The following is a 13,592-nucleotide window of genomic DNA, read 5'->3' as shown; positions in this document are numbered from 1 at the left end:
ACCGCGACGGCACATCGCCGCGGGACAAATGCGTCTCAAAACGAACGGCCGACCCGGAGCACAGGATGGTGCCACGCTGCCGATCTCCCCCGTCCCGCCCAACACAATGCACTTAACCGCTTTCGCGTGTTTCTCCTCTCGAAAACTTGCGCGCGTGATAGTGCAATTTGCAGTCCATCGCGCTGGCGATGGCTCGACATGAACGATGCCGTAGTTAACGCACATGCGCATTAACCCGGCCCTAAGCACCGCGACCGGTGAACGGCCGCGGCTTCAGATTTGCTCTTCGGGGACGCGAGACGTTTCCTGTAAAATTGAATCGAACAAGCTCGGTCAAAGAATATGAACAAGCCAGCCACGATCGATTTCGCGACAGCCACGGCGATCAACGTCCCCGCGGCCGCTGCATATACCCAAGCGCTGCACGATCTGATTCCCGGCGAAGCCCGCGACAGCCTGCTCGCCGTTCGCGACGTGCTGCGCGACGAGCTCCCACAAGGCCGGCTTGCCATTTATGAAGCCGGCGGCGGCTCGTGCAGCGTTCTGCCGACGGAATTGCTGAGCCGCAGCCACGTCACCGTCGTCGACATCGACGAGGACCAGGTCCGCAACAACACCTACGCGGACGAGGCGATCCTCGGCGATGTGCAGACCTACCGCTTCGGGCGCGAAACCTTCGATCTTGTGATCTGCTACAACGTGATAGAACATCTGCCCAACGTCGACGCTGCGCTCCTGAATTTCCGTGATGCGCTCAAGCCCGGCGGGATGATCCTGATCGGCGCGCCCAATCCGCGCTCGCTCTCCGGCGTCGTCACCAAATATTCGCCGCACTGGTTTCACGTCTGGTTCTACCGGCACATCCGCGGCATCAAGGATGCCGGCCTGCCCGGTGAGCCGCCGTTCCCGACCTTCTTCCATCCGCTGGTGACGCTGCCCCGGCTCGAGGCGTTCGCGGCCGCCAATGGCCTTGAGATGAGCTACCGCCGTGAGGTCGAGAGCCCACGCTATCCCGAGATGCGCCGGCGCAAGCCGCTGTTCGCCGCTTTGGTCGATGCCGGCGCCGCTGTGCTGAACGCCGTGCTCCCCCGCGGCACCGACGTCCGCCGCGGCGACTATCACGTCATTCTGCGGAAGCGCTGACGGCGATGACGCGCGCGCGGCCTATCGCTGGGCGAGCGGAGCCTCGCGGCTATGCTACGCGCGGTAACGAACCGTTAATCTCTGAAGACGCCCCTCACAGCGACGCACCGAAATGTGGCCCGCGCTTTAAACGCTTTGTTTGCCATTTCGGTGAATAGTCCCTCAATGAGTATGGTTAATTTTCCCGGTTGCGTTGATTGGGCACCTATATCGCAGGTGCGTGGCGTAGAGCGAAGAGTAACCCCTCAGCCCGCGGCAGTTGGAATGAAAGCTGGGGATCATGCTGGACTATAACCAGCCGATAGAGCGGGCCAAACCGTGGGCTCCGCAACAGCGGCCTCAGGCCGCCTTCAACATGCTGGAGCTCGTCAACCTGCTCTGGCGGCGAAAGGTCGCGATTGCCGCCGCCGCCCTGCTCGGCGCGACGCTCGCCATCACCATCGGCAAGAACCTGACGCCCCGCTACACCGCCACCGCACAGCTCTATGTCGACCCGCGCGAGCTCCAGCTCGTCGATCGCGAACTCACGCCGCGCGCGCAGGACGTCTCCGGCATGTCGATGGTGGTGGAGAGCCAGGCGCGCCTGATCACCTCCAACAGCGTGCTGCTCCAGGTGATCCAGCAGGCCAATCTCGACAAGGATCCCGAATTCGGCGGCGGCGACGGTAAAAGCCTGATGTCGTCGGTGTTCGGCCTGATCGGCCTTCATCCCAGCGCGCCCTCCGCGGCGGATAAGAAGGAAGTACAGCTTGCGGCGCTCGACGTGCTGAACAAGCACATCACGATCCGCAAGACCGACAAGAGCTTCATCGTCGACATCGAGGTCTGGGCGACCGATCCGGCGAAAGCGGCGATGCTCGCCAACACGCTGACCAACGCCTATCTCGCGGAATCCCGCAACTCGCAGGCTTCGGCCGCACGGCGCGCCACCAACGATCTCTCCGGCCGCCTGAAGGAGCTGCGCGAGCGGCTGCGCACAGCCGAGACTGCGCTCGCGACCTACAAGGCCCAGAACAACTTCGTCGGCACCCAGGACACGCTGATCAGCGACCAGCAGCTCTCCTCCAGCAACCAGCGGCTTTCCGCGGCCCGCGCCGCGACGATGGATGCGCAGGCACGGCTCGACCAGATCGAGGCCAGCCGGCGCACGGCCGCGGATGCCGGCGCAATTCCCGAGGCGCTGCAATCCCCGACCATCGCGAACCTGCGCGCACAATATGCCGATGCGCGCAAGAAATATGCGGAGCAGACCGGCGAGCTTGGCCCGCGCCATCCGGCGCTGCGCCAGACCGAGAAGCAGGTCGAGGATCTCAAGCGCACGATTAGCGAGGAGATCGATCGCTTCGCCCAGTCCGCCAAAAACGATCTGACACGCGCCCGCGACTACGAGGCCTCGCTCAACCGGGCTCTGGAAGCACAGAAGCGCCAGAGCCTTCAGCTCAGCCAGGCTGCCGTGCGCCTGCGCGAACTCGAGCGCGAGGCCGACGCCAGCCGCGATGTCTATCAATCATTCCTGAAGCGCTCGCGCGAGACCGAGGAACAGGAAAGCCTGAACACCTCGGCAGCGCGGGTCATCGGCGAAGCCACGGTGCCGCAGCGGCGCTCGTTCCCGCCGGCGATGAGCATGTTCGCCATCATCGGCCTGATCTTCGGTGCGCTCGCTGCTTCGAGCTGGTTCGTCGCGGCTGAATTCCTGTTTGCCGGCGCGGCCACGCCGGCGCCGCCGCCTCCCCGAGCTCGGGAGGTTTCGCGGGCTCCGGAGGTTGCACAACCTCAGCAGGTTTCGCGAGCCCCGGAAGTTGCACAGACCCCGCCGGAACTTGCGGCGCCACCGCTGCAGCCTTCGATGGCCGAAAAGCCCCTGATCGAAAAGCCGCTGATCGCGCGGCTTCAGGAGGCCGACGTCCTCCACACGCTGGGCGCCATCCTCGCGACCGGCGGCGGCGTCGACCTCACCCGCCTCGGCTGGCCGACGCTACGCCCCGGCTTTCCCCTGACGACGCTGCTCAACGCCTGGCGCGACATGCGCGGCGCAGTGGCTCGGCGTGCCGACAACAAGGCGATGCCGGTCATCGCGCTGATCGGTGCCGGCGAGACCGTCGGGCGCAGCGTGACGGCGCTGAACTTTGCGCTGGCAGCGGCGCGTGACGGCGTCCGTGTGCTGACGATCGATGCCGATCATCAGGCACACTCGCTCTCCAACAAGGTCAACCGTACCAGCAAAAGCGAACCAAGCAGGCTCGGCTGGCTCTCGATCGGCAGCAAGGCCGCGCGCGAGATCAAGACGGTCAACGGCATCTCGGTGCTGCCGGCTGCGGAGAACGATGCCGGCAAGGCGGCCGACGCCATCCGCAAGGCCATTGCGCATGCACGCTCCGCCGGCGGCTATGACCTCGTGATCCTCGACGGCCCCGCGATGCCGCTCGCGGCCGGCGACCGCAAGCTGCTCGACAACGTCGACGCGCTGGTGGCGGTGCTGTCGACCAGCCTCGACATCAACGACATCCTGGAAGAGATATTGACCGCACTCGGCCACGCCGAGCGCAAGCTCGTCGGCGTCGTGCTCGACGAGCTCACTCCCGCAACCCAAGCTCGCCAGCGAGGCAGACAATATGCTTGAGCGCCGTGTCAATCTCGAAGGCCGGGCCGCTACTGCCGACGTGCCGCGCATCACCGTGGGCGGCCTCCGCATGGCCGCACTCGACCTGGAAGCGACCGCGGATTTCATGATCGAGGCCACCGATCCGCGCCATCGCATCGGCCGTCCCCTGTACCTGACCTCGGCCAACGGCGAGGTGCTGGCGCGCTGCTCGACCGAGCCGCAGACCGAACGCTTGTTCCGCGCCGCCGACCTGATCAATGCCGACGGCCAGCCGCTGGTGGCTGCCTCGAAGCTGCAATCCTGGTTCCCGCTGCCCGAGCGGGTCGCGACCACGGATTTGTTCCACGTCGTCGCACGCAAGGCGCAAGCGCTCGGCCGCACCTTCTACATGTTCGGCGCCAGCGAGGCCGAGAACGCCGCTGCGGTCGAGAACGTCCGGAAGATGTATCCGAACCTCAAGATCGTCGGGCACAGCCACGGCTATCTCCGTGGCGAGGCTCTGCGCGCGAAAGTCGAGGAAATCAACGCGCTCGCGCCGGATTATCTGTGGGTCGCGCTCGGTGTGCCCAGCGAGCAGGCATTTGTCGAGGAATTCACACCGCTGATGTCCAATGTTGGCGTTATCAAGACGTCGGGCGGATTGTTCAACTTTTTATCGGGCAGCAGGTCCCGCGCGCCGCAATGGATGCAGAAGCTCGGCCTCGAATGGGCCTGGCGCACCTGGCTCGAGCCACGCCGGCTGCTCTGGCGCTATTTGACCACCAACCCCCGCGCGCTCTATCTTCTCTTCAGCCGCAACCGGCCCTTCAATCGCTGAAAGAGAGTAGAAGACGACATGACTGACCGACCGACTGTCCTCGTCACAGGAGGCGCGGGCTATATTGGCTCGCATGCCTGCCGCGCACTGACCGCCGCCGGCTATCAACCCGTCGTTTATGACAATCTCTCGACAGGTCATCGCAGCTTCGTGGCCGGCCCGCTGGTGACGGGCGATCTGCTCGACGGCGCGGCGCTGGCACGCGCCTTCGCCGATCACAAGGTCACGGCGGTGATGCATTTCGCGGCGGCAAGCCTCGTCGGCGAATCCATGACCGACCCGCAGAAATACTACATCAACAACGTACAGGGCACGCTGTCGTTGTTGCAGGCGATGCGCAACGCGGGCTGCACGCGCATCGTGTTCTCCTCGACCGGCGCCGTCTACGGCAACGCCGATTCCAAGGAGCTGCCGGAAGACTTTCCCTGCGCGCCGATCAATCCCTACGGCGCGTCGAAGTGGACGATCGAGCGCATGCTCGCCGATTACCGCTCGGCGTATGGTTTCGGCGCATTCTGCCTGCGCTATTTCAACGCCAGCGGCGCCGATCCGGCCGGCGGCATTGGCGAGTTGCGTGACAACGAGACCCATCTCATTCCCCGCGCCATGATGGCCTTGCAGGGTCATGTCGACTTCGCCGTGTTCGGCGACGATTACGACACGCCGGACGGCACCGCGATCCGCGACTACATCCACGTCACCGACCTCGCTGCCGCGCATGTCGCTGCGCTCAAGCTGCTGGAGCAGGGACACTCCGGCGGCAGCTTCAATCTCGGCACCGGCTCCGGCTTTTCCGTGCGCGAGATCCTCACCGCCATCAGGCAGGAGACGGGGCGCGAGGTGCCGCACACCATCAAGCCGCGCCGCGCCGGCGATCCCACTTATCTGGTCGCGGATCCTTCTGCTGCGCGAAAAGTGCTGAACTTCGTGCCGCGTCACTCCGACCTGCCCACGATCATCCGCACCGCCTGGGCCTGGCACCAGAAGGCGCATCCGCTAAGGTCGCGATAGGCGGCGCGAGCGCGCGCGCCTTGCCCGGCGGGTGGCGATCACGACGTCCGCGAGCTGCATCCGGAGCCGCTAGATGACGGCGCGTTTCAACCGTAGCGCAGCGGCTTCTTCGGCGGCAAGATCCAACTCGGGTTGGAGCGGTGGCGCGACAGGCATCATCATCGGCCGCAGCAACTCGGCCATCTGCGGCGCCGGCAACGGCTTGGAAATCGGAAAGCCCTGCATCTCGTCACAGCCATGGGTGCGCAGGAACGCCTCCTGCTCGGCGTTCTCGACGCCTTCGGCGACGACGGTCATGCCGAGCGCCTTGCCCATGCTGATGATCGCCTGTGCGATCGCCTGGTCTTCCGAATCCTGCGGCAGGTCGCGCACGAAGGAGCGATCGATCTTGATGGTATCGATCGGGAAATGCTTCATCAGCGACATCGACGAATAGCCGGTGCCGAAATCGTCGATGGCGAGGCGAATACCGCGGCTCTGGATGGCGTCGAGCACCTTGAGCGCGCGACCGACATTGCGCATCATCATGCTCTCGGTGACTTCGAGCTGGAGCAGCACCGGCGACATGCCGCTGGCGGCCAGCGCCTCGTCGACGTCCTGCAGCAGATGCTCGTCGGCAAACTGCCGCGGCGACAGGTTCACCGCCATCGACACCGGCAACAGGCCGCGGCGCTGCCAGGCCATGGCCTGCGCGCAGGCTTCATTCAGCACCCAGCGGCCGATCGGCACGATCACGCCGGTCTCCTCGGCGAGCGGAATGAATTGCGCCGGCGAAACGTTGCCGAGATCGGGATGCGTCCAGCGCAGCAGCGCTTCCACGCCGGTGATCTGGCCGGTCTCCATGTCCACCTTGGGCTGGTAGTTCAGCGAGAACTGCTCACGCTCCAGCGCCCGGCGCAGCGCGCTCTCCAGCGACAGCCGCTCGATCGACTGCGTCTTCACTTCCTTGGAGAAGAAGCGATAGCCGTTCTTGCCGTCTTCCTTGGCGAGATACATCGCCATGTCGGCGTTCTTGGTCAGCGTCTGGGCGTCGGAGCCGTTGGCCGGATACATCGCGATGCCGATCGACGCCGTGGTGTGGCACTCGTGACCGGCCAGTTCCATGGGCTCGGCGAGCGCCGTCAACAGCCCGGTCGCGATGCGCTGGACGTCGTCGACCTCGCCGCACTGATCGAGGATCACCACGAACTCGTCGCCGCCGAGACGCGCCACCACGTCGCTTGCCCGGAGCGCGCCGCGCAGCCGGTTGGCCACTTCGAGCAGGAGCAGGTCGCCGGCCTCGTGCCCCAGCGAATCGTTGATGACCTTGAAGCGGTCGAGATCGATGAACAGCACCGCGAAACGGTGATCGTGACGCTGCGCCGCGTCGATGGCCTCGCGGAGCAACCCGTTGAAGGTCTCGCGGTTCGGAAGGTCTGTCAGGCTGTCGTGCGAAGCGAGGTACTCGATCCGCTCGTCCGCCCGGTTCTTCTCGTCGGCGCGATCGAAATTCTCCATCGCAAAGGAGACGTTGCCGGCGAGGCGTTGCAACAGCTCGACGAATTCGCCGGTGAAGGTCTCCTGCTCGGTCGACATGTAGATCATGACGCCGACGGGCTTGTCGTGCGTGATCAGCGGGAACGCTGCGCCGGAGCGCGCGCCGTCGCCTTGCAGGACGGCATGGAAGGCGCTCACGCGGCCATCATTGACGTAATCGTTGCTGACACAGGGCTGCCGGGTGCGGAACGCCGTGCCGCTCATGCCGCGGCCTTCGGGCCGGTCGGCGTCGACGGAAAGGCGAACGTTGCGGGTGGTCTCTGCGGACGGTCCCGCGGCCGCCACGATCTCGAGCTGATCGCCGTCGGCCCTGGCGAGCGCTATGGTCGTCGAGGTGAATCTCCCACCGGTGGACGCGGCCTGACACACCAGCTCGAACAGCTCAGTGCGCGACTTGGCTCGCACGATCGCTTCATTGGTGGCGCTCAGCGCCGCGAACATGCGCGTCAGGCGCTCCTTCTGCGCCTCGGCCCGCGACCGCTCCTCGGCTCGGTCGAAATTGTCGAGCGCAAAGGCGACATTGGCCTGGAGCCGTTGCAGCAGCTCGACCAATTCGGGCGTGAACGTGCCGCGTTCGGGCGAGTTGAAAAGGAACACCCCTTCGACGCGGTCGCCATTGAACAGCGGCAGCGCCGCGGCGGATCCGATGCCGTTGCGGCGAGCGTCGGCCTGCCAGGGCTTGATCCGGTCGTCGGACAATAGGTCATTGCTGACGCAGGGTTGGCGTGTCCGGAAGGCCGTTCCCGTCAGCCCCCGCCCCTCGGGCACCTGGTCGGATGTGGAGAACTTGGAGGCGCGCACCGTATCCGCGTTCGGCCCGTAGCAGGCGACAACGCGGAGCAGCTCGGCATCGCGATCGACGAGCGCGATGGTGGCCGAGGTGAACTTGGCGCCCTTCGCCGTTGCTTCGCACACGAGCTGGTACAGCTCCTGCTCGGTTTTCGCGCGCAGGATGGCTTCGTTGGTCGCGCTGCGCGCGCCGAACATGCGGTTGAGCCGCCGCGTCGCCCGCTCGCTGGTCTGCCGTGCGGTCTCGCGCGTGAAATTGTCCAGAGCATAGGAAATGTTGGCGGACATGCGCTCGAACAGCAATACCATCTGGGCGTCGAGTGAGCCTGCCTCACTGCGGGTCACGAACAGCACGCCGACGCTCTTGCCATTGCAGAGCAGCGGCAGGGCCGCGGCCGCGCCGACGTGGGATTTCACCGCTCCCTCGCGCCATGCCAGCGATCGCGGATCGTTCAGAAAATCATTGCTGATGCAGAGCGTCTGGCTGCGAAATGCCTCGCCGCCGACGCCGGATCCTTCGGGTGTGCCAGCTTCGGTCGTGATCTCGATCGCGCTCAGCCGCGCGACGTCTTCGCCGCAACCAGCGGCAAAACGCAGCCGACGACCGTCCGGCTCCAACAGGAACACCGCGACGGCCATGAAGTCTCCGCTCGCAAACCCGGCGGCGCAGACCTTCTGGTACAGCTCGTCCGGCGATTTCGCGTAGAGGATCGCTTCGTTGATCGCACTCAACGCTGCAAAGGTGCGCGCGAGGGTCGTCTGCACGATCTTAACTCCCGGGCATTTCTACCCTTTTTATTCCGGGTGCTTTATGAACGGCCATCGCCTAAGTGGTCGTTATTGCGTGCCGCGAACCCACAATCGAAGTGAACGAGCTGAGAACAGGGGACGACAAACTGTCGGGAATCCCGCCGCGCGGGATGTTCGCGGCGCCGGCACACGACGAAAGGCGCGTTCTCTTTACGAATTTGCAGCCCTGTATTGGTTTACGGGAGATTGATATCGCTCCTGCGCTTTGAGACGATGGCATCCAACGAGCAGCCCGTTAAGGGCAGCAAGCCGAGGAAACGCCATGCCGATCGTCAGGGCCGACCGCCTCACGCGCATCAGCGCCGCACTGCTCCGTGCCGCCGGAGCCTCCGAGGAAGAAGCCGACGCCGTGGCCGTCGGCTGCGTCAACGCCAATCTCGCCGGCCACGACTCCCACGGCGTGATTGCTGTTCCGACCTACATCGACCGTATCAAGGCCGGGCACATCGTTCCCGGCGCTAAGTGGTCCATCGTCCAGGAATCGCCGACCACGACCGTGATCGACGGCCAGTGGGGTTTTGGCTTCCACGTCAACGCCAAGGCGATGGCGCTGACGATCGAGAAAGCCAAGACGGCGAATGTCGCCGCCTGCACCGTGTTCCGGCAAAGCCATGTCGGCCGCCTCGCCGCCTATCCGCTGATGGCGATGCGCGAAGGCATGATCGGGATTGCGACGGCGGATTCCGGCCGCTCGCCAAAACACGTGGCGCCGTTCGGGGGCAAGGAAGCGCGGCTCGGCACCAACCCGATCTCGATCGCGGTGCCGTCCGACCTCGATGCGCCCTTCTATCTGGACATGGCGACCTCGGCGGTCGCGGCGGGCAAGATCCAGCTCGCGGTCGCCCGCGGCGAGGGGATTCCAACGGGGTGGATCATCGACGCCGAGGGACGGCACACCACCGATCCGACCCAATACCGCAAGGGCGGCGCGCTGCTGCCGCTCGGCGGCACCGAGGGCTACAAGGGCAGCGGCCTGGCCGCCATGGTCGAGGTGCTGTGCGGCCTGCTCACCGGACTCGGCTTCGGCGTCGAGCCGACCGGGCGGCACAATGACGGCTGCTTCATGGCGGTGTTCAACGTCGCCGCGTTCCGCCCGCTGAAGGAGTTCAAACGCGAGGTCGCTGAATTCGCGCATTACCTGAAATCGACACCGCCGTCCGAGGGCAGCAAAGGCGTCTACTATCCCGGCGAGATCGAAGGTTTGCGCGAGCAGCAGCGCCTGCGGGACGGCATCGAGATCGAGGATGCGACCTGGGACAAGCTGCGCGCGCTGGCACGCGAGTACGGGCTCGAAACAGTCCTCGACCTGGCCTGACGGAATTTTGGAGAGCAGCAGCATGACGCGGCAGATGGTACTGGTCGGCTTCCTCCAGGCGCAGAACTGCACGAATTTGCCGAGCTCCTGGCGGCATCCGGATTCGCGCGACGATTCGATGTCGGCGGATTACTATCAGGAGATCGCCAGGATCCTCGAAGCCGGCAAGTTCCACATGGCCTTCTTCGACGATCGCCTGGCGATGCCGGACCGCTACGGCAACGACCACGCCCACACCGTCGAATACGGCATCCGCTGCGTGAAGATGGATCCGCTGATCGTGTTGACCACGATGGGCATGGTCACCGACAGGCTCGGTCTCGGTGCCACCTGCTCGACCACCTATTATGAGCCCTTCGACGTCGCGCGCCGTTTCGCCACACTCGATTTGATGTCGGGTGGACGCGCGGGCTGGAACGTCGTCACCTCGCTCAATGACGGCGAGGCGCTCAACATGGGGCGCGACTCCCATCCCGAACACGACTCCCGCTACGACCGCGCCGACGAGTTCATGGAGGTGGTGCTCGGCCACTGGGACACCTGGGAAGACGGCGCGCTCATCATGGACAAAAAGAGCGGCCGGTTTGCCGATCCGGCCAAGGTGAAGCGGCTCGATCACAGAGGGACGGCCTTCAAGTCCCGGGGGCCATTCACCGTGCCGCGCTCGGATCAGGGCCATCCCGTGATCATCCAGGCCGGCGCATCCGGCCGCGGCCAGCGCTTTGCCGGCCGATGGGGCGAGGTGATCTTCACCGCCGCGCGCAATCTCGCAGGCGCCAAGGAGGGTTATGCGGCCGTGCGCAACGAAGCGGCCAAGGCCGGCCGGGATCCCGACCAGATGTTCCTCTGCAACCTGACGACGCCGGTCTGCGCGGCCACCAAAGCCGAAGCCGAGGACAAGATGGCGCTGATCAACAAGCTTCCGCTCGAGATCGACGCGCTGTCACTGCTCGCCGAAGCGCTCAATTACGATTTCGCCTCCAAGGATCTCGACGAGCCGCTGACGACGGAAGAGCTGAAGAGCATGCAGGGCATTTTGGGCATCCGCGACGGCGTGCTCAAGACATCAGGCAAGAGCAATCCAAGCGCGCGCGACTTCGTCACCTTCTCCGGCCGTGGCCAGGTGCATGACGCGATGGTCGGTGGCCCCAAGGAGATCGCGGACAAGCTTGAAGAGATGTTCGTCGAGCGTGGCTGCGACGGCTTCGTCATCGCCGCGACCTACGTGCCCGGCTCCTACGCGGACTTCGTGAAACACATCGTACCGGAATTGCAGCGGCGCGGCTTGTTCCAGAAGGATTATCGCGGCAAGACGCTGCGGGAAAATCTCGGGCTGAAGCGGCCGGCCGCCGGCGCCTGGAAGGCACAGCCGCGCGATGCCGCGGAATAACAACGAGGACAGACTATGCGCTGGCTGAAATTCACCGCCTCGGACAAGACGTCGTGGGGTATAGTTGAGGGCGACAAGGTGATCGCGGTCGACGGCGATCCCTTTGGCGAATGGCAGCGCACCTCGCGCACGCATCCGCTGTCGCAGGTCAAGATCGAGCTGCCGCTGATCCCGCGCACGTTCTATTGCGTCGGCCTGAACTACCTGAAGCACCTGAAGGAAGCCGCCGACAAGCGCGGCGAGGTGCCGGCAGTGCCTGATAGACCCGAGATCGGCTATCGCGCGCAGAACGCGCTGATCGCACATGACGAGGACGTCGTGATCCCGTCGTTCGCGACGGACAAGATCCACTATGAAGGCGAGCTCGTCGTTGTCATCGGCAAGAAGGTGAAGCATCTCACCAAAGAGAACGCGATGGATTGCGTGTTCGGCTACACCATCGGCAACGACGTCAGCGAGCGCAGCTGGCAGAAGGCCGATCGCAGCCTGTGGCGCTCGAAGAACGCCGACACGTTCAAGCCGATGGGGCCGTGGATCGAGACCGAGGCCGATCTTGGCAAGATGCAGACGATCGTCAGGGTCAACGGCAAGGAGACCAACCGCTTCCACACCAACGACATGATCTTTGGCGTTGTGCCGTTCCTGGTCGAGCTGACCAAGTATTTTACGCTATGGCCGGGCGACGTGATCTGGATGGGCACGGACGGCGCCTCTCCTGATATCAAGCACGGCGACGTCGTGGAGATCGACATCACCGGCGTCGGGACGTTGCGCAACCGCTTCGTGCGGGAGGTGCGGTAGCGCTGATCCTCGTAGGATGGGTAGAGCGGAGCGAAACCCATCACCCGGGATTCGTCTCGGAAAGAGCTTGATGGGTTTCGCTATCGCTCTACCCATCCTACGAAGCTCCCTCAAAACGGCAGCACCACGCCGGTCTTGATCTCCTTCAGCACCACGTTGCTGCGGACGTAGCGGATGCCGGGGATGCGGAACATGAACTCGTCGAGGAATCGGTTGTAGGCGACCATATCCTGCACGACGACGCGCAGGTGGTAATCCGCATCGCCCGTGGTCGCAAAGCACTCCAGCACTTCGCGCCGCTTTGTCACCCGCGCGACGAACTCGTCGACGAATTTTGCGTCGTGCCGCTCCAGCGAGACATGGAGGATCGCCGACATCGCAAAGCCCGCCTGCTCGCGCGCAACCAGCGCCGCATAGCCCTGGATGATCCCGCTCTCTTCCAGAGCGCGCACCCGGCGCCAGCACGCCGAGGTCGACATGCCGACCTCCTCCGCGAGCTCCTGGTTGGTGGCGCGGCCATCCTTCTGAAGATGGGCGAGAATCCGCGCGTCCTGGTCTTCGATCATGAGGGCATCTCCATTCGATAGAATGTACCAGTATGCGGCCACTTGTGCAAAATCCTACCGAAATTCGCTTCAGATCAGAATGGATAGGTAAGACCTACCACCGCCCCCGGCTTAACCTCCCCCAATCCGGCAGGGATGCCGCGGGAGGTCCGCATGGACGCCATTCCGTCACTCGACACCTATGAGCTTTCCGACCGCTACGACCGCGAGGAGGGCCGCGTCTTCCTCACGGGCACGCAGGCAATCGTCCGCATCGCGCTCGACCAGATCAGGCGCGACCGTACGAACGGCCTCAACACCGCCGGCTTCATCTCCGGCTATCGCGGCTCACCGCTCGGCGGCATCGATCTCGAGCTCTGGCGCATCCAGGAGCGATTGAAGCAGGACCGCATCGAATTCCTGCCGGCCGTAAACGAGGATCTCGCCGCGACCGCGGTGCTCGGCTCGCAGCAGGTCGAGACGCAAGGAGATCGCGAGGTCGATGGCGTGTTCGGGCTCTGGTACGGCAAGGGCCCCGGCGTCGATCGCTCCGGCGATGCGCTCAAGCACGGCAACGCTTACGGCTCCTCCCCGCATGGCGGCGTGCTCGTGGTCGCGGGCGACGACCATGGCTGCGTGTCATCGTCGATGCCGCACCAGTCCGACGTCGCCTTCATGAGCTGGTTCATGCCGACGCTGCATCCGGCCAGCGTCGGCGAATATCTGGAGTTCGGCGAGTATAGCTATGCGCTGAGCCGCTTCTCCGGCATGTGGGTCGGCTTCAAGGCGATCTCGGAGATCGTGGAATCAGGCGCGTCCGTCGCGTTGCGCCC

Annotated in this window: 8 protein-coding genes and 2 pseudogenes; 8 read left to right on the top strand and 2 right to left on the bottom strand. The window is 64.7% G+C overall.

The features are described 5' to 3' along the window. Positions 1 to 342: 342 nt before the first annotated feature. The 4 genes from AC629_RS06250 (at position 343) to galE (ending at position 5,573) form a co-directional block, all read left to right on the top strand. The gene (locus tag AC629_RS06250) at positions 343 to 1,143 is read left to right on the top strand and encodes a class I SAM-dependent methyltransferase (protein WP_084803870.1); all 801 of its coding nucleotides are present in this window, start codon (positions 343 to 345) and stop codon (positions 1,141 to 1,143) included. A 280-nt stretch (positions 1,144 to 1,423) separates the two neighbouring features. Next, complete coding sequence (locus tag AC629_RS06245) at positions 1,424 to 3,763, top strand: exopolysaccharide transport family protein (RefSeq protein WP_084803869.1); 2,340 nt, start codon at positions 1,424 to 1,426, stop codon at positions 3,761 to 3,763. Then, positions 3,756 to 4,562, top strand: a complete 807-nt coding sequence (locus AC629_RS06240; protein WP_084803868.1) for a WecB/TagA/CpsF family glycosyltransferase — start codon at positions 3,756 to 3,758, stop codon at positions 4,560 to 4,562. The genes AC629_RS06245 and AC629_RS06240 overlap by 8 nt, the downstream gene beginning before the upstream one ends. A gap of 18 nt (positions 4,563 to 4,580) precedes the next feature. Beyond that, positions 4,581 to 5,573 carry a UDP-glucose 4-epimerase GalE gene (galE, locus tag AC629_RS06235; RefSeq protein ID WP_084803867.1) on the top strand — a complete coding sequence of 331 codons (993 nt, stop codon included), beginning with the start codon at positions 4,581 to 4,583 and terminating at the stop codon, positions 5,571 to 5,573. A 69-nt stretch (positions 5,574 to 5,642) separates the two neighbouring features. On the opposite strand, the pseudogene AC629_RS06230 reads toward galE, so the two are convergent. Next, positions 5,643 to 8,663, bottom strand: a pseudogene (locus tag AC629_RS06230) (bifunctional diguanylate cyclase/phosphodiesterase); the annotation flags it as partial. Between the two features lie 307 nt (positions 8,664 to 8,970). On the opposite strand from AC629_RS06230, the gene AC629_RS06225 reads away from it, so the two are divergent. The 3 genes from AC629_RS06225 to AC629_RS06215 are packed head-to-tail and all read left to right on the top strand — an operon-like array spanning position 8,971 to position 12,214. Then, on the top strand, positions 8,971 to 10,023 hold the full coding sequence (locus AC629_RS06225; RefSeq protein ID WP_084803865.1) for an Ldh family oxidoreductase: 1,053 nt from the start codon (positions 8,971 to 8,973) through the stop codon (positions 10,021 to 10,023). Positions 10,024 to 10,045: 22 nt separating this feature from the next. Further along, positions 10,046 to 11,413: an LLM class flavin-dependent oxidoreductase gene (locus tag AC629_RS06220; RefSeq protein WP_084803864.1), complete on the top strand. Its 1,368-nt coding sequence runs from the start codon at positions 10,046 to 10,048 to the stop codon at positions 11,411 to 11,413. A 15-nt stretch (positions 11,414 to 11,428) separates the two neighbouring features. Beyond that, complete coding sequence (locus AC629_RS06215; RefSeq protein ID WP_084803863.1) at positions 11,429 to 12,214, top strand: fumarylacetoacetate hydrolase family protein; 786 nt, start codon at positions 11,429 to 11,431, stop codon at positions 12,212 to 12,214. 110 nt (positions 12,215 to 12,324) lie between these two features. Here the strand turns inward: AC629_RS06215 and AC629_RS06210 are convergent, their stop codons facing one another. After that, positions 12,325 to 12,780, bottom strand: coding sequence for an Lrp/AsnC family transcriptional regulator (locus AC629_RS06210; protein ID WP_084803862.1), 456 nt, complete (start codon positions 12,778 to 12,780; stop codon positions 12,325 to 12,327). 153 nt (positions 12,781 to 12,933) lie between these two features. Between AC629_RS06210 and AC629_RS06205 the strand changes: the two are divergent. Continuing rightward, a pseudogene (locus AC629_RS06205) lies at positions 12,934 to 13,592 on the top strand (indolepyruvate ferredoxin oxidoreductase family protein); the annotation flags it as partial.

Origin of the sequence: Bradyrhizobium sp. NAS80.1, assembly GCF_001908205.1 — a bacterium.
In the GTDB taxonomy this organism is placed as follows: domain Bacteria; phylum Pseudomonadota; class Alphaproteobacteria; order Rhizobiales; family Xanthobacteraceae; genus Bradyrhizobium.
This window is presented reverse-complemented; position numbering and strand designations above follow the sequence as displayed.

Excerpts from the sequence above, each read along its gene's own strand:
- AC629_RS06210 (WP_084803862.1), bottom strand. The coding sequence starts at position 12,780 with ATGATCGAAGACCAGGACGCGCGGATTCTCGCCCATCTTCAGAAGGAT.
- AC629_RS06215 (WP_084803863.1), top strand. The coding sequence starts at position 11,429 with ATGCGCTGGCTGAAATTCACCGCCTCGGACAAGACGTCGTGGGGTATA.
- galE (WP_084803867.1), top strand. The coding sequence starts at position 4,581 with ATGACTGACCGACCGACTGTCCTCGTCACAGGAGGCGCGGGCTATATT.
- AC629_RS06250 (WP_084803870.1), top strand. The coding sequence starts at position 343 with ATGAACAAGCCAGCCACGATCGATTTCGCGACAGCCACGGCGATCAAC.
- AC629_RS06225 (WP_084803865.1), top strand. The coding sequence starts at position 8,971 with ATGCCGATCGTCAGGGCCGACCGCCTCACGCGCATCAGCGCCGCACTG.
- AC629_RS06240 (WP_084803868.1), top strand. The coding sequence starts at position 3,756 with ATGCTTGAGCGCCGTGTCAATCTCGAAGGCCGGGCCGCTACTGCCGAC.
- AC629_RS06220 (WP_084803864.1), top strand. The coding sequence starts at position 10,046 with ATGACGCGGCAGATGGTACTGGTCGGCTTCCTCCAGGCGCAGAACTGC.
- AC629_RS06245 (WP_084803869.1), top strand. The coding sequence starts at position 1,424 with ATGCTGGACTATAACCAGCCGATAGAGCGGGCCAAACCGTGGGCTCCG.